This window comes from Marinitenerispora sediminis (genome assembly GCF_003336425.1).
Taxonomy (GTDB): Bacteria; Actinomycetota; Actinomycetes; order Streptosporangiales; family Streptosporangiaceae; genus Marinitenerispora; species Marinitenerispora sediminis.
In genome coordinates this window covers 1-17,815 of record NZ_QEIO01000034.1, presented here as the reverse complement: position 1 = coordinate 17,815, position 17,815 = coordinate 1, and the positions used below count along the sequence as shown (strand labels likewise).

The following is a 17,815-nucleotide window of genomic DNA, read 5'->3' as shown; positions in this document are numbered from 1 at the left end:
GTGCGGACGGGGCTAGCCGGCCTCGGGCGCGGCGCCGGTGCGCCGGAAGTGGAACGGGCAGTGGGTCCCGCCCAGGCCGATGGTGGTGGCGCGTTCGAACCGGAAGCCATGGCGCCGCGGATCGATCTCCTCGATCCAGTTGGCGTCGAACGCGCACATCACCGGGGTGAGCTCGGCCGCGGAGTTGGCCGCCAGCACGTCGTGGTAGAAGCACCGGCCGACGCTCAGCAGGTAGCGGTCCTCGCCGACCTCCCGCTCGAAGGTGAAGCCCGCGCCGAAGGCGTGCTCCTCCCGCGACCGCGAGATGGCGACCATGGCCGCGAAGGGGTCGGGCGCCGCGTCCAGCACGGCCCGGGTGCCCGCGCGCAGCTCGTCGCCCATCGGCTCGACGAGCGCCTCCCGCACCTCCTCCACGGCATCGGCGCGGCCCATAACCGGCCGGAGGAGCTCGTAGGCGGCGACCAGCGCGAGGGTCAGCCGCAGGTTGTGGCGGGCCGGCTCGTCCACGACCCGGTGTGCGTTCGCGGCGACCAATTCGGCGTGCCGGGCGCGCATCCGGGGGACCAGGTCGCCGGCGAGGGCGCGGGCGCGCACCGTCCCGGCGAGGTGGTCGAAGAAGGCGTCGAGGAGGAGCGTGGTCTCGCGGTCCGGGTCAGGCTGATAGCCGCCGTCGCCGTGGTCGAACACGTCGGTGGTGGTCATGGTGGGCGTCCTTCCGGAAGACGTACGGTCCCGAGGCAGGGACGCGACGTCGCGGGGACGCGGCCGGCCCTGCCCGCGACCATGCGGGTGGACCAGCGCACTCCACCACCAACCTGGCGCTGATGAACCTCAACTGATATTGACCCGGGCACCTTAGCACGCGCATGGCCCGCCGCGTCCCCGCCAGCGAGGCTCGGCGGGGGTCCGGGGCCCCCGCTCGCATGACGGACCTGCTCGAAACCCCGCGAACCGGCGATAAGGTCGCGTCGTGACCAATCCTGTACGCGAAGTCCTCACCGGCGCCGGCGCGCTCCTCCAGGGGTTCAGCCTCATCCTGCGCCGCCCGAAGCTGTTCGTGCTCGGCGCGATCCCGCCGCTCGTCACCTCGGTGCTCTTCGTGGTCGCGCTGGTGCTGCTGATCACGAACGCCGCCGACCTCGTCGCCTGGATGACCCCGTTCGCCGACAACTGGGACGAGGTCTGGCGCACCACCCTGCGGGTGGCCTTCGGGATCGCCCTCGTCGCGGGTCTCGTGCTCGTCATGGTGGTCGGCTTCACCGGCATCACGCTGGCGCTCGGCTTCCCCCTGTACGACAAGATCGCCGAGGACGTCGAGGAGGAGCTCGGCCACGCGCCGCCGGCCGTGGAGGAGCCGGTGGTCAGCTCGGTGCTGCGCGCCATCCGGCAGTCGCTGGCCCTGATCCTGGTCTCCGCGCTGGTCGGCATCGTGCTGTTCGCGGCCGGCTTCATCCCGGTGGTCGGGCAGACCGTGATCCCGGTGCTCTCGGCGCTGTTCGGCGGCTGGATCCTGTGCGTCGAACTGGTCGGCGCCGCCTTCGACCGCCGCGGCCTGCGCCGGCTGAGCGACCGCCGCGCCCACATGGCGCACTACCGGTTGCGCTCGCTCGGCTTCTCGGTGCCGGCCTACCTGCTGCTCGCCATCCCGTTCGTCGCCGTCCTCGTCTTCCCCGCGGCCACGGCGGGAGGGACCGTACTGGCACGGCAGCTGCTGGGCGTGCCGGCCGGGTCTCCCGCGCCGAGCACGGGGAACAGGTGAGGCGGCACGCTCGCCAGCGGATCGCGGACCCGGAGCACGGCGGATGGACGTCCGCGGCGAACGCGCACCGAGCCGCCGATCGGGGGACCCGGCGGGGGCCGTCCATGGCGGCCGCCCACCGGGCCGCGCGTGCTCCCGCGCGCTAGCGCAGCCCCGGTGAACGCCGCAGGGCGGTCTGGATCAGCCGGTCGACCAGTGCCGGGTAGTCCAGCCCGCTGGCCGCCCACATCTGCGGGAAGGCCGACGCCGGCGTGAAGCCGGGCAGCGTGTTGATCTCGTTGACGTAGACCTCGCCGTCGTCGCCGTAGAAGAAGTCCACCCGGGCCAGCCCCTCGCAGCCCATGGCCTCGAAGGACGCGGCGGCGAGGCCGCGGATGCGCTCCGTGACCTCCGTGGGGAGCTCGGCCGGGATCGTCAGCCTGCTGCTGGAGAGGTACTTGGCCTCGAAGTCGTAGAAGTCGAACCCCTCGGCGACGTGGATCTCCGCCGGGAGGGACACGTCGGGGGCGCCGCCGTCCAGGGACTCCAGGACGCCGCACTCGATCTCGCGGCCGGAGATGCCCGCCTCGACGATGACCTTGGGGTCGTGCGCGCGGGCCGCCTCGATCGCGGCGGTCACCGCCTCGGCGTCGGCGGCGTCGGGCACCCGGCTGATGCCGATGCTGGAACCGGCGCGGGCGGGCTTGACGAAGACCACGCCGCCGAGTTCGGCGACGTCGTCGAGGATCCGCTTGCGCTCGCGCCGCCACTCGCGGTCGCTGACCGCCACGTACGGTCCGACCTTGATCCCCTGCCCGGCGAGCAGCACCTTCATGAACACCTTGTCCATGGATGCGGCGCTCGCGAAGACGCCCGAGCCGGCGTAGCGGGCGCCCATCATCTCCAGGAGCCCCTGGAGGGTGCCGTCCTCACCGAACGGGCCGTGCAGCAGCGGCAGGACGACGTCGACCTCGCCGATGGCCTGCGGCACGCGCTCGGGGCTGACCACCAGGAAGCCGGACCCGCCGGAGAAGGGCAGCGCGAGGGACGCTCCGTCCCCGGCGACCTCGGGCAGCCGTCCGTCGGTGATCGCCAGCCGCCGCGGATCACCGGAGGCCAGCACCCAGTCGCCGTCACGGGTGATCCCGACGGGGACGACCTCGTAGCGGTCCGCGTCGATCACGGAGAGCACACTCCCCGCGGTGACGCAGGAGATCTCGTGCTCGGAACTCCGCCCGCCGAATACCACGGCGACCCGTATCTTGCGCTGCTCGGCCATGGTGCCTGACCCTATCTCGCCGTCGACCCGAACCGGAACCAGGAACTGCCGGGCCCGGCCGTCCCGAATATAGGCGTTCGTCACGGTCGGCCGTCGAGCGTGTCGAGGGCCCCCAGCACGTCGGCGATCAGGTCCGCCGGGTCCTCGACGCCGATCGAGAAGCGCACCGCGGCCGGGCCGATTCCGGCGGCCCGCAGGGCCTCGTCGGTCATCTGCCGGTGCGTGGTGGAGCCGACATGGCCGGCCAGCGTGTGCGTCCCGCCCAGCGACGCGGCGATGGTGGCGACCCGCACCCGGTCGGCCAGGGCCATGCCCGCGTCCCGGCCGCCGCGCGGAGTCACGGTCACGACCGCGCCGAACCGCCCGGCGTCGAACAGCCGGCCGGCGAGCGCGTGCCCCGGGTGCTCCGGCAGGCCCGGGTGGTCCACCCGCTCCACGGCCGGGTGCCGGGCGACGGCGGCGGCGAACTCGGTCGCGGTCGCGCACTGCCGCGCCACGCGCAGCGGCAGCGTCTCCAGCCCGCGGTGCAGCAGGAAGGCCTCGTCGGCGGCCAGGCACGGTCCCAGGTCCACCCGCGCCGACCGGATCGCGCCGATGAGCTCGTCGCGGGCGACGACGACGCCCCCGGTGGCGTCGCTGTGCCCGCCGAGGTACTTGGTGGCCGAGTGCAGCACGACATCGGCGCCGTGCTCCAGCGGCCGGCAGACGGCCGGCGAGGCGAACGTGGAGTCCACGACCAGCAGGACTCCGGCCTCCCGGGCGAGTCCGGCCAGCGCCGGCAGGTCGCTCACGGTCATGGTGGGGTTGGACAGCGTCTCGGTGAAGACGAGCGCGGTCTCCGGGCGCAGCGCGGCCCGGATCGCGGCGAGGTCGGTGATGTCGACGAAGTCGGTGGTCACGCCGAACCGGCGGAGCAGCCCGTCGAGCAGCGAGTAGGTGTTGCCGTAGATCGAGCGCGCCGCGACCACGTGCGCACCGGCCCGGGTGAGGGCGAGCAGCGTCGTGCTGATGGCCGCCATCCCCGAGGCGAACGCCTGGCCGCGCACGGCGTGGTCGAGCCGGTCGCCCTCCAGCGCGGCGACGGCGTGCGCGAACGCCTCGGTGGTCGGGTTGTCGATCCGGGCGTAGGAGTAGCCCGGCCGGATCCCGTCCAGGACTTCCGCGTACTCCTGGGAGGTCTCGAACGCGTAGGTCGTGCTGCGGTGCACCGGCAGCCGCACCGGGCGGCCCACCGGCGCGTCCGGCACCGGCAGCCGAGCCGCGCGCGTGTTCTCTCCCGGACGTTGGACCATGCTTCCCGCTTCCCCGCTTCCCGTTCGACGTCGGCGCCGGCTCCCGCCGGCGCGGCCGCCTTCCACGGTACGCACCGGCCGGGCGGAGCCCGCACGCGGGTCCCGTCGCAGGTGGGCGCCGGCTCGCGGCGGGCCGGCGGGCCGGCGGGGCACGGTACGGCCCGCTCGCGCCGCCGGGTCAGACGCCGTACCGCTCCGGTTTGGCGCTGCGCGCCATGAAGCCCAGCAGCGCCTCGGCCGGCGGCAGGTCGCCGTGCATCATGGCGACGACGGCCTCCGTGATCGGCATGTCCACGCCGTTGGCGCGGGCGAGCGCGAGGACGGACTCCGAGGACTTGACGCCCTCGGCCGTCTGGCTGGTCTCGGCGATGACCTCGCTCAGGGTCCTGCCGGCGCCGAGCCGCTCGCCGAAGGTGCGGTTGCGCGACAGCGGGGAGCTGCACGTGGCCACCAGGTCGCCCATGCCGGCGAGGCCCGCGAGGGTGTGCTCGTCGGCGCCGAGCGCCACGGCCAGCCGCACCGTCTCGGCGAGCCCGCGGGTGATGAGCGACGCCTTGGCGTTGTCGCCGAAGCCCATGCCGACGGCGACCCCCACGGCCAGCGCGATGACGTTCTTCACCGCACCGCCGAGCTCCACTCCGATCATGTCGGTGTTGGTGTAGGGGCGGAAGTAGGGCGCCCGGCAGATCTCCTGCAGCCGCACCGCCGTGGCCTCGTGCGGGGAGGCGACGACGGCAGTGGCCGGCTGGCGCTCGGCGATCTCCCGGGCCAGGTTGGGGCCCGAGACGACCGCCACCTGGTCGGCCGGCAGTTCCAGCGTCTCGACGATGACCTCGCTCATCCGCCGCGACGTGCCGAGCTCGATGCCCTTCATCAGGCTGACGATCACGGCGTCGCGCGGGATGTGCGGCCGCCACGCGGTGAGGTTGGCGCGCAGCGTCTGCGACGGCACGGCGACGACCACGAACCCCGCCCCCTCGACCGCGGCGGCGGCGTCGGTGGTGGCCGCCAGGCGGGGGTTCAGCCCGATCCCGGGGAAGTACTCGGGGTTGGCGTGCTCCCGGCCGATCGCCTCGGCCACCTCGGCCCGGCGCGCCCACAGCGTCACCTCGGCCACCCCCGCGTCGGCCACCACGTTGGCGAACGCGGTCCCCCACGAGCCGCTGCCCAGCACCGCGACCTTGGTCATCTCGTCCTCTCCGTGCGCGGCCGCGCGGTCACGCGCGCGCCGTGTCGTCGTCGCCGGTCCGCTCCGCGCCGGCGCCCTCCGCCGGGTCCAGCCGCGCCCGGCGGGCCTGCTTGGGATCGTAGATCTCGGCGGGCGGCTCCTCGCCGCGCAGCTCGGCCTGCAGGCCGGTGATGGCGGCCATGATGTCGGCGGTGGCCGCCCGCAGCACGGTCGCGGTCATCGGCTGCTCGCGGTACTTCGCGAGGTCCACCGGCGGTCCGGCGACCATCTGGACCCGCTTGCGCGGGAACAGCCGCACCTTGCTCGTCCCGTAGGGCATCAGGTGCTGCTCGCCCCAGTGGGCGATCGGGACGACCGGGACCCCGGTGGACAGCGCGAGCCGCGCCACCCCCGTCTTGGCGGCCATGGGCCACAGGTCGGGGTCGCGGGTGCAGGTGCCCTCCGGGTAGAAGATGACGGACGCGCCGTCCTCGACGAGCGCCCGTTCGGCCTCGCGCAGCGCCTTCACCGCGTCGGCGCTGCCGCGGGAGACCGGGATCTGCCCCGTCTTGCGGGCCACGGCGCCGACGACGGGGATCCGGAAGACGCCCTCCTTCGCCGTGAAGGTGGGCCAGCGGCGGCCGGCGACGTAGACGAAGTGCGCCACCGTCAGCGGGTCCGACATCGAGAGGTGGTTCGCGGCGAGGATCACACCGCCTTCGCGCGGGATGTGCTGCTGGCCGCTCCACTCGCGCCGGGTGACCGCTGCCATGATGGGACGGACGACGGCGATGGCCATCGCCTTCACCCACGGCGATTCCCGGCGTTTCATGGCGGCTCCTTCGCATGGCGCTGGCGTGGCGGTGGGGGACGGCGGGTGCGCCGGCGCGGTCCTCGGGGGAATACCCGGCCGCGCACGACCGCTCCAGTCTAGGCAGTCCCACCGGCTCGGAGGCGTCACCGCGGGCACCCGGAGCCGCCGGCGGGGTGGGACGGACGGCGGGAGCGCCGGGACGCGCCGGGTACCCGCGCGGTGGAGAGGGCGAGCGGAGGGCCGGTGACCGGAGTCGAGGACGACCAGCGCTGGTCGCTGGTGATCCCGGTGAAGCGCCTCACCGCCGCCAAGTCGCGGCTCGCGCCGTCCGTGGGCCGGCACCGGGCGGAGCTGGCCCTGGCGGTCGCGTCCGACACGGTCATGGCCGCCGTCGAGTGCCCCCGGGTGATCGAGGTGATCGTGGTCACCGACGACCCGCTCGCCGCCGGAGCGCTCGCCGACCTCGGGGCGCGCCCGGTCGCCGACGAGCCCGACGCCGGTCTGAACCCGGCGCTGCGGCACGGCGCCGCGGTGGCCGCCGGGCTCCACCCCGGATCCGGGGTGTGTGCGCTGTCCGCGGACCTGCCGGCCCTGCGGCCGGCGGAGCTCGACCGGGTGCTGGCCGCGGCCGCGCGCCACGAGCACGCGTTCCTCGCCGACGCGCCCGGTGTCGGCACGACGCTCTACGCCGCCGCGTCCGGGGGGGAGTTCCGCCCGGCCTTCGAGGGGCGCTCGCGCGAGCGGCACCGCGCCGGCGGCGCCGCGGAGATCGACCTCGTCGACGTCCCCGGAGCCCGCCGGGACGTCGACACGCTCAGCGACCTCCGGGAGGCCGCCCGCCTCGGGGTCGGCCCGCACACCGCGAAGCTGCTGGCCCGCCTGTCGCTGTGACGGCGGCCCGCCGGGCGCGGGGCCGGACGCACCGCTGCCCGGGCAGCCGACGGCGGCCCGGGCAGCGTACGCGGTGCGAGGTTACTTCTTCTCGCCGTTCACCAGGGCCTTGAAGTCGGCGCCGGCGCGGAACTTCGGGACGAAGCTCGCCGGAACGTCGATGGTGGCCCCGGTGGCCGGGTTGCGGGCGGTACGGGCGGCGCGCTCGGACTTCTCGAAGACGCCGAACCCAGTGATGGCCACCTTCTCGCCCTTGGCGACGGTGCGCTGCACGGTCTCCAACACAGCGTTCACTGCTTCGGTGGCGGTTTTCTTGTCCCCCAACCGGTCGGAGATCGCGTCAATCAGGTCACGCTTGTTCATTGGTTCCTCCGGTTCCCCCTTGCTCGCACGAAATTAGGGGACGTCAGGCCCTCGATACAAATACAAACGCCTGAGAAATCAGCGTGTCGAGGGCCCTTCGGGCCCCGGAGGGAGGTCCTGGAGCATCCGATCGAGCCGTTCGGAGGCCCGGAGGGGGTCCCGCTTCACCGCTTCGGTGACCGTCAAAAGCCTACGGATTACCGGAATCCGGACAGCATCCGGGAGCGCGTTGGCACGGCGATGCGCCTCCCGGAGCCGCCGTGCCAAATCCAGGTAAAATTCCGGCTGCTCCGGGCGATCCGGCCCTATTGCGTCACCGGGAGCCACGGCTTGCGTCGGGTCTCGTAGTCAGCGATGGCGTCGGTGTGCCGCAGCGTCAGGGCGATGTCGTCCAGCCCCTCCATCAGCCGCCAGCGCGTGTAGTCGTCCAGCTCGAACGGCTCGGTGACTCCCGGCGCGCGGACCTCGCGGGCCACCAGGTCCACCGTGACCTCGGTCGAGGGGTCAGCCTCGACCAGGGCCCACAGCCGCTCGACGACGTCCTGCGGGAGCAGCACGGTGAGCAGGCCGCCCTTGAGCGAGTTGCCGCGGAAGATGTCGGCGAAGCGCGGGGCGATGACCGCCTTGAAGCCGTAGTCCTGCAGCGCCCACACCGCGTGCTCGCGGGAGGAGCCGGTACCGAAGTCCGGGCCGGCGACCAGGACGGTGCCGCCGGCGTACTCCGGCCGGTTGAGGACGAAGTCGGGGTCGGCGGCCCGCCAGGCGGCGAACAGGCCGTCCTCGAAGCCAGTGCGGGCCACCCGCTTCAGGTAGACGGCGGGGATGATCTGGTCGGTGTCCACGTTGCTGTGGCGCAGCGGCACGGCGCGGCCGGTGTGGACGGTGAACTTCTCCATGGGCGGTTCCTACGCTCCCTTGGTTGCCTGTGGTGGGTACGGCCGGCCGCGCGCTACAGGTCGGCGGGGGAGGACAGCGTGCCGCGCACGGCGGTCGCGGCGGCGACCAGCGGCGACACCAGGTGGGTGCGGCCGCCCTTGCCCTGCCGGCCCTCGAAGTTGCGGTTGGAGGTGGAGGCGCTGCGCTCCCCCGGCTTGAGCTGGTCGGGGTTCATGCCCAGGCACATCGAGCAGCCCGCCTCGCGCCACTCGGCGCCGGCCGCGCGGAACACCTCGTCGAGTCCCTCCGCGGCGGCCTGCTCCTTGACCCGCATCGACCCGGGCACCACGAGCATGCGGACGCCGTCAGCGACCCTGCGCCCGCGGATCACCTCGGCCGCGGAGCGCAGGTCCTCGATGCGGCCGTTGGTGCACGAGCCCAGGAAGACGGTGTCCACCCGGACGTCGCGCAGCCGGACGCCGGGCGCCAGGTCCATGTAGGCGAGCGCCTTCTCCGCGGCGGCGCGCTCGGTGGGGTCGGCGAAGTCGGCCGGGTCCGGTACGGAGGCGTCCAACGGCAGCCCCTGCCCGGGGTTGGTTCCCCAGGTGACGAACGGGCTGAGCTCGGCGGCGTCGAGCACGACCTCGGCGTCGAAGACCGCCTCGTCGTCGGTGCGCAGGCTCCTCCAGTGCTCGACCGCGGCGTCCCAGTCGGCGCCGGTGGGCGCGTGCGGACGGCCCTTGATGTAGTCGAAGGTGGTCTCGTCCGGCGCGATCATCCCGGCGCGCGCGCCGGCTTCGATCGACATGTTGCAGATCGTCATCCGGGCCTCCATCGAGAGCTGCCGGATGGCCTCGCCGCGGTACTCGATCACGTACCCCTGGCCGCCGCCGGTGCCGATCCTGGCGATGACGGCGAGGATGACGTCCTTGGACGTGACACCGGAGGGCAGCGTGCCGTTGACGGTGACCGCCATGGTCTTGAAGGGGGTCATCGGCAGCGTCTGGGTGGCGAGGACGTGCTCGACCTGGCTGGTGCCGATACCGAACGCGAGCGCCCCGAAGGCGCCGTGCGTGCTCGTGTGGCTGTCGCCGCACACGATCGTCATGCCCGGCTGGGTCAGGCCGAGCTGCGGGCCGACGACGTGCACGATGCCCTGCTCGATGTCGCCCATCGGGTGCAGGCGGACCCCGAAGTCGGAGGCGTTCTTGCGCAGCGTCTCGATCTGGGTGCGCGAGACCGGGTCGGCGATGGGCAGCAGGATGTTCTCGGTCGGGACGTTGTGGTCCTCGGTGGCGATGGTGAGGTCGGGACGGCGCACCGCGCGGTCGGCGAGCCGCAGTCCCTCGAAGGCCTGCGGGCTGGTGACCTCGTGCACGAGGTGCAGGTCGATGTAGAGCAGGTCGGGTTCGCCCTCGGCACGCCGGACGACGTGCTCCTCCCAGACCTTCTCGGCCATCGTGCGAGCCATGTGGGACGCCTCCTCGCGTCTCGGGGTTCTCGGAGCTTCTCGCCACTGCGCGACCGCGGAACGGCCGCCGGAGGTCCGCCGCACGCAGGCCGGCCCGTGCGGGCCGGGCCGACTTGCATTCCAAATAGCGAGACGGCAATATCAAGCCATGGACAACTCTAGCCCATCCAGCGGCGTTGGTGTGCTGGACAAGACGATGTCGGTGCTGGACGCCCTGGAGTCGGGGCCCGCGTCGCTCGCCCAGCTCGTGCAGATCACCGGGCTCGCCCGGCCCACCGCGCACCGGCTCGCGGTGGCCCTGGAGCGGCACCGCATGGTCGCGCGCGACAGCCAGGGCCGGTTCGTGCTGGGCCCGCGCCTGGGAGAGCTGTCCGTCGCCACCGGGGAGGACCGGCTGCTCGCCATCGCCAACCCGGTGCTGCTCCAGCTGCGCGACCTCACCCAGGAGAGCGCGCAGCTCTACCGCCGGCAGGGCGACGCCCGGGTCTGCGTCGCCGCCGCCGAACGCGCCAGCGGCCTGCGCGACACCGTCCCGGTCGGCAGCGAGCTCCCGATGAACGCCGGCTCCGCCGCACAGGTGCTGCTCGCCTGGGAGGACTCCGACCGCATCCGGCGCGCGCTGCGCGGGGCGCACTTCACCGCCGCCACGCTCACCCAGGTGCGCCGCCGCCGCTGGGCGCAGAGCGTCGGCGAGCGCGAGCAGGGGGTGGCGTCGGTCTCGGCGCCGATCGCTGGCCCGGGCGGCCGGGTGATCGCGGCGGTGTCGGTCTCAGGCCCCATCGAGCGCCTGACCCGCTCCCCCGGCCGGCTGCACGCCCAGGCCGTCATCGCCGCCGCCGAGCGGATCAGCGAGGCCCTGCACAACCACGAGGGCAACGGCTAGGCCGTCGGCCGGGGCCCGCTCCGTGCTGCCCGGGCCCGCCGCGCGCCGCCCTGGGCACCCCCGAGCCCGTCGCGGGAGCCGCCGCGGTGCGGTCGGCGCCGCGCCCTCCGGGGCCGGCTCGGCGCACGGCCCCGCACGGCTGGGGGGCGGGCGGCCCGGCCGCTTCGGCGGCCGCGTCCCCGGACTCACTCCCCGAGTGCGACGCGCAGGACGCGGTCGTCCCCGTCGTGCGGGGTGCCGCGGCTGTCACGGTTGCTGGTGGTCAGCCAGATCCCGGTTCCGCCCGGCTCGGTGACCACGTCGCGCAGCCGCCCGAACTCGCCGGTGAACAGCGCCTCCGGCTCACCCACCGGCCGGGCGGGGTCACCGGTCAGCGGCACCCGCCACAGGCGCTCGCCCCGCAGCGCGGCGACCCACAGCGAGCCGCCGGCCACGGCGGCACCGCTCGGTGACGCCTCGGCGGTCCGCCAGGTGACGACCGGGTCCACGAACCCGTCGCGGTCGCCGACGCCCTCGACCTCGGGCCAGCCGTAGTTGCCGCCGGGCCGGATGACGTTGACCTCGTCGTAGGCGTTCTGGCCGAACTCGGTGGCCAGCAGGGTGTCGCCGTGCCAGGCCAGGCCCTGCACGTTGCGGTGCCCGTAGCTGTACACCAGGTTGCCGAACGGGTTGTCGTCGGGCACGTCGCCCTCGGGCGTCATCCGCAGGATCTTTCCGGCCGTCGAGTCGACGTCCTGGGCCAGTTGGCGGGTACCGGCGTCACCGGTTCCCGCGTAGAGCAGGCCGTCGGGGCCGAAGGCGATCCGGCCGCCGTTGTGGAAGTCGGCCCTCGGGATGCCCTCCGCGACCGTCTCGGGGGTGCCCAGCCCCGCGGCGGGGTGGTAGGTCATGCGGACGATGCGGTTGTCGGTCGCGGAGGTCAGGTAGGCGTAGACCAGCCTGTCGCGCTCGTAGTCGGGGGACACGGCGATGCCCAGCAGCCCGCCCTCGCCCCGCGGCTCGACCCCGGGGACCTCGCCGGCCTCGGTGACCGTGCCGTCCCGGTCGATGCGCACGATCCGGGCGGTGTCGCGCTCGGTGGCCAGGGCGCTGCCGTCGGGCAGGAAGCCCAGGGCCCAGGGCACCTCAAGCCCGGTGGCGACGTCCTCGGGCTCGGCCGGCGCCGCGGCGGTGCTCTCCGCGCCGCCCGTCGCCCCGGTCCGCGCCTGCTCGGCGGGCGGAGTGGCCGCGCATCCCACCCCGAGCACGAGGACGACGCCGCCCAGCACGCTGAGCCATCTCGGGTGACGCATCGGCTCTCCCCGCACTCGGTGGTGGGTATCGCCATGCCCACCGGAGCGCGGTTTCATACACATCCGCGGGACGCGTACCGAAAGTGGCCGCTCCCCCTCACCGGCAGGCTTCCCTCCGGTGCCCTGCGGCGATAACGACGAACGAGGCCCGCATCTGCTGATGCGGGCCTCGTGCTGGTACCCCCGAGCGGATTTGAACCGCCGTTACCGCCTTGAGAGGGCGGCGTCCTGGGCCGCTAGACGACGGGGGCCCGTACTACCGTGGGACTCACCCTATCGGATTCTGATGGGGACTTCGTCCCGGTTGCAGCCGACCGGAGCCGACTCCGTGCCAGAAAAAAGCTCCCACCGGAGTGGGAGCATCTCCCTGTTGCGTACCCCCGAGCGGATTTGAACCGCCGTTACCGCCTTGAGAGGGCGGCGTCCTAGGCCGCTAGACGACGGGGGCCTGGACCGCGTGATGCGGACGAGCCGGTGACCGGCTCCGGTGAGTTCCCGAAGGAGATCCCACCAGCTGGGGTACCAGGACTCGAACCTAGACTAACTGAACCAGAATCAGTCGTGCTGCCGATTACACCATACCCCAGTGCTCTTGGAGGGCCTGCCCTGTCGGGCCTGCTCCCCTCGGCGCAGGAATTACTTTAGCGGACATCCAGAGTGCTCGCGAACGGATTGCGGGGCGGCACGGCGGCACGGGACCGCCCCGCCACCCGTCATTCCTCGGCGGCGTCCAGCTTCGCGAGCGCGTCGCGCAGCCGGTCCAGGACGCGGTCCCGCCCCAGCAGCTCCAGCGACTCGAACAGCGGCAGCCCCACCGTGCGCCCGGTGACCGCCACCCGCACCGGGGCCTGCGCCTTGCCCAGCTTGAGCCCCTGCGCGGCACCGACCTCCTCCAGGGCGGTCTTGAGCGCCGCCGCCTCCCAGGGCAGGGCAGGGTCGTCGAACCGCGCCAGCGCGGCGGCGAGCATCTCGCGCCCCACGCCGGGCTTCATGGCCTTGCTCCAGCTCTGCGGGTCCTCGACCGGCCGGTCCAGGAACAGGAAGTCGACGTTGGGCACGATCTCGCTCAGCACCGCGATGCGGCTCTGCGCGAGCGGGGCCACCGCCGCGAACACCTCGGGGTCGAAGTTCTCCGCCGGCCACGGCGCGGTCTCCGGACGCAGCCACGGCCGGCAGCGCTCCGCGAACTCCTCGACCGGGAGCGCCCGGATGTACTCGCCGTTGAACGCGCGCAGCTTCTTCTCGTCGAAGAACGCGCTGGAGCTGTTGACGTCGGAGACGCGGAACAGCGGCTCCATCTCCGCCCAGGGCATGATCTCCCGGTCGCCGCCCGGCGCCCAGCCGAGCAGCATCAGGTAGTTGACCATGGCCTCGGGCAGGTAGCCCTCGTCCTGGTAGGACTCCAGCGCCACCTTGTCCCGGCGCTTGGAGAGCTTCTGCCGCTTCTCGTTGACGATGACCGGCAGGTGCGCCCAGACCGGCGGCGTCTGCCCCAGCGCCTCCCACAGCAGCTGCTGCTTGGGGGTGTTGGACAGGTGCTCCTCGCCCCGGATGACGTGGGTGATGCGCATCTCGATGTCGTCGACCACGTTGGCCAGCACGAACAGCGGCGACCCGTCACCGCGCGCGATCACGAAGTCCTCGATCGCGCTGTGCTCGAACTCCACCCGGCCGCGGATCTGGTCGTCCACCACCGTGGGACCGCCCTCGGGCACCCGGAACCGCAGCGCCCGCCCCGGTGCCGGCTCCAGACCGCGGTCGCGGCAGAACCCGTCGTAGCCCAGGTGCGGGTTGCCGCGCCGCTCCTGCACCTGCTCGCGGGTGCAGTCGCAGAAGTACGCGCGGCCGTCCTTGTACAGCCGCTCGCTGGTCTCGCGGTGCTTGGCCGCGTAGGCCGACTGGAAGTAGGGGCCCTCGAAGTGCGGGTCGGCCTCGCTGATCCCGAGCCACGCCAGCGCGCGGATGATCCCCTCGGTCCACTCGGGCCGGTTGCGCGCGGCGTCGGTGTCCTCGACGCGCAGCACGAGCCTGCCCTCGGGTTGCTGGCGCGCGAGAGCCCAGTTGAACAGCGCGGAGCGCGCACCGCCGACGTGGAACATGCCGGTCGGGGACGGAGCGAATCGGGTGCGAATGGGATTGTCAGCCACGTCCAAAGCCTACTGGGCCGCGCGACCGGGGTCCGGCGTCGCCGCAGTCCAGGGGCGGCGGCCGCGGGGAGGACGCCGGCAGCGGCCGACGGTGCGCCCGGTGGCCGGCCGGACTGGTCCGGCCGGACGGCCGCACCGCACCGCACCGCACCGCACCGAGGGGCCCGGTACCGCCCCCGGAAGCGGTACCGGCCCCCGGGTGGACGTCAGTCCCGGGTGACCACCTGGTTGGTCAGCTCCCCGACGCCCTCGACCGCCACGGTCACCCGCTGGCCGACCTCCAGGGGGCCGACGCCGGCGGGGGTGCCGGTGAGCACCACGTCGCCGGGCAGCAGGGTCATGAACTCGGTGATGTAGGAGATCAGCGCGGGGATGTCGTGGATCAGGCGGGACGTGCGGTCGTCCTGGCGGAGCTCCCCGTCGACGTGCGTGGTGATCCGCAGGTCGGCGGCCTCCTCCAGGGACAGGCCGGTCTCGATCCACGGGCCGATCGGGCAGAACGAGTCGAAGCCCTTGCCGCGCGTCCACTGCTTGTCGCGCTTCTGCAGGTCCCGGGCCGTGACGTCGTTGGCCACCGTGTAGCCGAAGACCACCTCCGCGGCCCGCTCACGCGGTACCTCGCGGGCGATCCGGCCGACGACGATCGCCAGCTCCCCCTCGAAGTCCACCCGCTCCGAGAGCCGCGGGTAGAAGATCGGGTCGCCCGGCCCCGCCACCGAGGTGGAGGGCTTGAGGAACACCACCGGCTCCTCCGGAAGCGCGTCGCTGCCGCCGCCCGTGACGTCCTTCATCTCGGCCACGTGGTCGGCGTAGTTCTTGCCGATGCACACGACCTTGCTCGGCAGCACCGGGGAGAGCAGCCGAACGTCCTCCAGCCGGACGGGCTCGCCGGTGATCTTGATGGTCCCCAGCAGCGGGTGCCCGGTGAGCCGGGACACGAACTGCTGGCCGGTGTCGTCGGTGTCGACGAGCCCGTAGGCGACCTCGTCCTCGACCGAAAATCTCGCGATGCGCACGGCTGTCCTACCTCTTGTACCTGCGGTTGTCCTCCCCCGAGGTTAGCGAGGCGGCGCGGGCGCCCCGCCTGCCGCCCACGGGCACGCCGGACGGCTCCGGCGCCGAGCCGCGGAGGCGCCGCGGAGCCTGGGGACGGGACGGCGGGAGGAGCACGGTGGCCGCCGCGCCGGAGGCCGCCGCCAGGGCCGGCGGGTCGCGGCAGGCCCGCGGCGAGGCCCATGACGGACCCGGACGCCGGTGGACGACAATGGCGCCATGAGCATCGTCAAGTTCAACGTCCTGACCGTCCCCGAAGGGGCCGGCGAGACCCTGGAGCAGCGGTTCGCCAACCGGGCCGGCCTGGTGGAGAACCAGCCGGGGTTCGAGGAGTTCCAGCTGCTCCGGCCGGTCGAGGGGACCGACAAGTACCTGGTGTACACCCGCTGGGCGGACGAGGAGTCCTTCCAGAACTGGCTGCGGAGCGAGGCGTTCGGCCGCGGTCACGCCCAGGCCGCCGACGAGGCCGCGGCCTCCGGGCACGGCCATGGGCACGGGCACGGCGGCCCGGCCGCCACCGGCTCCGAGCTGTGGGGCTTCGAAGTGGTGGAGCACGTCACCGCGAAGTGACCGCCTGGGCGCGTCCGAGACGCGCCCCGGCCCCGGCGACCGGCGACCGGCCTCGGGAGCATCGGCTCCGGAGGCCGGTCGGCCGTTTCCGGCGCGCCGCCGGTCCGGTGAGGCATGGGCGGCCGTTACCTTGACACAGCGCGTCAAGCACTTGACGATGTACGTCAAGAAAGGGGGCGTGCCCATGCTGCCCACCACGGCGCAACTCCAGGACCAGCTCGTCCACCTGATCGGTGCCCGGCTGCTCGACCCGCTGGAGATCCTGCTGGAGGACGCCGCCATGGTCGACGGCGTCCGCACGGCGGTCCGGATCCGGGCGGCGGCCTGGGCACGCGACATGCTCGAAGCCGACGACCGGGTCGCCATCGGGCTGATCATGCGGGCGGTCGCCACGCTGTACCCGGGCGACGGCCCGTTCGACCCGCCGACCGACTGGTGGCGCACCCCGATGGGGCGGGTCGTCGCCTGGCGGGTGGGGCATCCGACCGCGGAGCGGGTCTCCTACCCGGTCGCCGGCGCGATGCTCGGGATCACCCGGCAGGGCGTGCACGACCTCGTCGCGCGCGGCCGGCTCCCCCGCCATCCCGAGGGCGGCGTGCTGCCGACCGCCATCCGCGACCGCCTCCGCCAGGAAGGACATACCAGACATGCGTGACGTACTAATCGGATCAGCGGGCGTGCCCGTCGCCGTCCGCGACTTCGGAGGCCCGGGCCGGTCGCTGCTGCTCCTGCACGGCTCGGGCGGCAACCTCGCGACCGTGGCCCCGCTGGCCGAGGCGCTGCGGACCCGGCACCGCGTGGTCGCCGCGGACCTACGCGGGCACGGCCGGTCCGGCGACGGCCCGTGGGAGTGGGAGGAGGTGCTGGCGGACCTGGCCGCCGTGACCGAGGAACTCGCACTGGACGCCCCGGCCGTGGTGGGGGTGTCGCTGGGCGGAATGCTCGCCGCCCTGTGGGCGCAGCGCCATCCCGAATGCCCCGGAGCGGTCAGCCTGGACGGCAACCCGACCCCCACCCGGCCGGAGCAGGTGCCGGGCCTGGAGGCGGCGGAGGCGGCCCGAGAGCTCGACCGCCTCGACCGGACGTTCTCGGCCATGGCCGCGGCGATGGCCGAGCCGTTGAGCGCCGAACGCCTGGACGCGGCCCGGGCCGGGCAGCGGGCGATGGCGGCGCATTACGGAATCGCCGAGGAGGTCGCACTGGAGGGCTTCGAGCGCAACCTGGTGACGGACGGCACGGCCACGTTCCTCCGCCCCCGGGCCGACACGCTCGGCCAGCTGCGCGCCGCCCAGCAGGCCTTCGACCCGCTCCCGGCCTACCTGGACGCGCGCTGCCCGCTGCTCCTCGTCCTGGCGACCGAGGATCTGCCGGAGCAGCGGGAGTTCCACGCCCTCTACGCCGCCTACCGTGCCGGTGTCGCCGAGTACGCCGCGGCCGCCGCACAGCGCAACCCCCTGCTGCGCGTCGCTCCGCTCGCCGGCGCCAGCCACGCCATGGCGGTCGAGCAGCCGGACCGGGTCGCCGAGATCGTCACCGGCTTCCTCGCCGGAGCTCCGGCGGAGGCGGGACCCGCGGCCACCCGACCCACTAAACCGGCATAACGGACATAGCAGGCGCGGGCCGATAGCCTGAGCAGTGGGCCGCTCCCCGTCGCCGGCCCCGCCCCCAGCGCACTTCGCCGCGCGCGAGCGGCATCTGGGATGCTGGGCACCCTCCCGTCGACCTGGAAAGGACCCCGCATTGCCCACCCCCGAGTCGGACCCCCGACGGCGATACCGCCCCGCGCACCGTCGGCGCCGCCGGATCCGCCCCGGCATCGCGAGCGGGCTGGCGGCCGTCTCGGCGGGGGTCGTCCTGCTGGCCGTCGGAGGGGTCCCGTCCGGTGAGTGGCTGGCGAACGCCGCCAACTCCACCAGTGGCGTTCCGGCGGGCGAACCCTCCGCCTCCCCCTCACGGCCGCCAGCCCGCTCGCGATGCC

The 17,815-nt window shown here is 73.6% G+C and carries 18 protein-coding genes and 3 tRNA genes; 6 read left to right on the top strand and 15 right to left on the bottom strand.

Translation table 11 applies throughout. The annotated features are described in order from the left end of the window. Nucleotides 1-12: 12 nt before the first annotated feature. Nucleotides 13-702 (bottom strand): L-2-amino-thiazoline-4-carboxylic acid hydrolase, encoded by a 690-nt coding sequence (locus DEF28_RS09155; protein WP_114396685.1) that lies wholly within the window; start codon nucleotides 700-702, stop codon nucleotides 13-15. Nucleotides 703-970: 268 nt separating this feature from the next. On the opposite strand from DEF28_RS09155, the gene DEF28_RS09150 reads away from it, so the two are divergent. Beyond that, nucleotides 971-1,759, top strand: a complete 789-nt coding sequence (locus DEF28_RS09150) for an EI24 domain-containing protein (protein ID WP_114396686.1) — start codon at nucleotides 971-973, stop codon at nucleotides 1,757-1,759. A gap of 142 nt (nucleotides 1,760-1,901) precedes the next feature. On the opposite strand, the gene DEF28_RS09145 is transcribed toward DEF28_RS09150, so the two are convergent. From DEF28_RS09145 to DEF28_RS09130, 4 genes are all read right to left on the bottom strand, one after another. Further along, a complete protein-coding gene (locus DEF28_RS09145; protein ID WP_114396687.1) occupies nucleotides 1,902-3,017 on the bottom strand; it encodes a D-alanine--D-alanine ligase family protein in 1,116 nt (371 codons plus the stop codon). Nucleotides 3,018-3,097: 80 nt separating this feature from the next. Next, nucleotides 3,098-4,309, bottom strand: a complete 1,212-nt coding sequence (locus DEF28_RS09140) for a trans-sulfuration enzyme family protein (RefSeq protein WP_114396688.1) — start codon at nucleotides 4,307-4,309, stop codon at nucleotides 3,098-3,100. Nucleotides 4,310-4,487: 178 nt separating this feature from the next. Continuing rightward, a complete protein-coding gene (locus DEF28_RS09135) occupies nucleotides 4,488-5,498 on the bottom strand; it encodes an NAD(P)H-dependent glycerol-3-phosphate dehydrogenase (RefSeq protein ID WP_114396689.1) in 1,011 nt (336 codons plus the stop codon). 28 nt (nucleotides 5,499-5,526) lie between these two features. Beyond that, entirely contained in the window at nucleotides 5,527-6,309 is a 783-nt protein-coding gene (locus DEF28_RS09130) for a lysophospholipid acyltransferase family protein (RefSeq protein ID WP_114396690.1), read from the bottom strand. Between the two features lie 225 nt (nucleotides 6,310-6,534). On the opposite strand from DEF28_RS09130, the gene cofC reads away from it, so the two are divergent. After that, on the top strand, nucleotides 6,535-7,182 hold the full coding sequence (cofC, locus tag DEF28_RS09125) for a 2-phospho-L-lactate guanylyltransferase (RefSeq protein ID WP_181874224.1): 648 nt from the start codon (nucleotides 6,535-6,537) through the stop codon (nucleotides 7,180-7,182). An 81-nt stretch (nucleotides 7,183-7,263) separates the two neighbouring features. On the opposite strand, the gene DEF28_RS09120 is transcribed toward cofC, so the two are convergent. The 4 genes from DEF28_RS09120 to leuC all read right to left on the bottom strand — a co-directional run bounded on the left by DEF28_RS09120 (nucleotide 7,264) and on the right by leuC (nucleotide 9,892). After that, on the bottom strand, nucleotides 7,264-7,545 hold the full coding sequence (locus tag DEF28_RS09120; RefSeq protein ID WP_114396692.1) for an HU family DNA-binding protein: 282 nt from the start codon (nucleotides 7,543-7,545) through the stop codon (nucleotides 7,264-7,266). Nucleotides 7,546-7,623: 78 nt separating this feature from the next. Continuing rightward, nucleotides 7,624-7,872: an SCO5555 family protein gene (locus DEF28_RS29185; RefSeq protein WP_449405543.1), complete on the bottom strand. Its 249-nt coding sequence runs from the start codon at nucleotides 7,870-7,872 to the stop codon at nucleotides 7,624-7,626. Further along, a complete protein-coding gene (gene leuD, locus DEF28_RS09110; protein WP_114396693.1) occupies nucleotides 7,851-8,441 on the bottom strand; it encodes a 3-isopropylmalate dehydratase small subunit in 591 nt (196 codons plus the stop codon). Before leuD ends, DEF28_RS29185 begins: the two co-directional genes overlap by 22 nt. 53 nt (nucleotides 8,442-8,494) lie before the next feature. After that, the gene (gene leuC / locus DEF28_RS09105) at nucleotides 8,495-9,892 is read right to left on the bottom strand and encodes a 3-isopropylmalate dehydratase large subunit (RefSeq protein ID WP_114396694.1); all 1,398 of its coding nucleotides are present in this window, start codon (nucleotides 9,890-9,892) and stop codon (nucleotides 8,495-8,497) included. Nucleotides 9,893-10,088: 196 nt separating this feature from the next. Here leuC and DEF28_RS09100 point away from each other — a divergent pair, with 196 nt between their 5' ends. After that, nucleotides 10,089-10,775: an IclR family transcriptional regulator gene (locus tag DEF28_RS09100; protein ID WP_114396700.1), complete on the top strand. Its 687-nt coding sequence runs from the start codon at nucleotides 10,089-10,091 to the stop codon at nucleotides 10,773-10,775. A 185-nt stretch (nucleotides 10,776-10,960) separates the two neighbouring features. On the opposite strand, the gene DEF28_RS09095 is transcribed toward DEF28_RS09100, so the two are convergent. The 6 genes from DEF28_RS09095 to DEF28_RS09070 all read right to left on the bottom strand — a co-directional run bounded on the left by DEF28_RS09095 (nucleotide 10,961) and on the right by DEF28_RS09070 (nucleotide 15,230). Further along, the gene (locus DEF28_RS09095; RefSeq protein WP_233515194.1) at nucleotides 10,961-12,067 is read right to left on the bottom strand and encodes a PQQ-dependent sugar dehydrogenase; all 1,107 of its coding nucleotides are present in this window, start codon (nucleotides 12,065-12,067) and stop codon (nucleotides 10,961-10,963) included. A 175-nt stretch (nucleotides 12,068-12,242) separates the two neighbouring features. Then, nucleotides 12,243-12,318 (bottom strand) — tRNA-Glu (locus DEF28_RS09090). A 124-nt stretch (nucleotides 12,319-12,442) separates the two neighbouring features. After that, a tRNA-Glu gene (locus DEF28_RS09085) sits at nucleotides 12,443-12,515 on the bottom strand. 66 nt (nucleotides 12,516-12,581) lie between these two features. Further along, a tRNA-Gln gene (locus DEF28_RS09080) sits at nucleotides 12,582-12,653 on the bottom strand. Between the two features lie 127 nt (nucleotides 12,654-12,780). Then, entirely contained in the window at nucleotides 12,781-14,214 is a 1,434-nt protein-coding gene (gltX, locus tag DEF28_RS09075) for a glutamate--tRNA ligase (RefSeq protein WP_114396701.1), read from the bottom strand. Nucleotides 14,215-14,420: 206 nt separating this feature from the next. Beyond that, entirely contained in the window at nucleotides 14,421-15,230 is an 810-nt protein-coding gene (locus tag DEF28_RS09070; protein WP_114396696.1) for a fumarylacetoacetate hydrolase family protein, read from the bottom strand. Nucleotides 15,231-15,486: 256 nt separating this feature from the next. On the opposite strand from DEF28_RS09070, the gene DEF28_RS09065 reads away from it, so the two are divergent. From DEF28_RS09065 to DEF28_RS09055, 3 genes are all read left to right on the top strand, one after another. Then, nucleotides 15,487-15,837 (top strand): antibiotic biosynthesis monooxygenase family protein, encoded by a 351-nt coding sequence (locus DEF28_RS09065; RefSeq protein ID WP_114396697.1) that lies wholly within the window; start codon nucleotides 15,487-15,489, stop codon nucleotides 15,835-15,837. A 157-nt stretch (nucleotides 15,838-15,994) separates the two neighbouring features. Next, nucleotides 15,995-16,492: a hypothetical protein gene (locus tag DEF28_RS09060; protein ID WP_233515193.1), complete on the top strand. Its 498-nt coding sequence runs from the start codon at nucleotides 15,995-15,997 to the stop codon at nucleotides 16,490-16,492. Next, complete coding sequence (locus DEF28_RS09055; RefSeq protein WP_114396699.1) at nucleotides 16,485-17,438, top strand: alpha/beta fold hydrolase; 954 nt, start codon at nucleotides 16,485-16,487, stop codon at nucleotides 17,436-17,438. The genes DEF28_RS09060 and DEF28_RS09055 overlap by 8 nt, the downstream gene beginning before the upstream one ends. Nucleotides 17,439-17,815 lie beyond the last annotated feature (377 nt).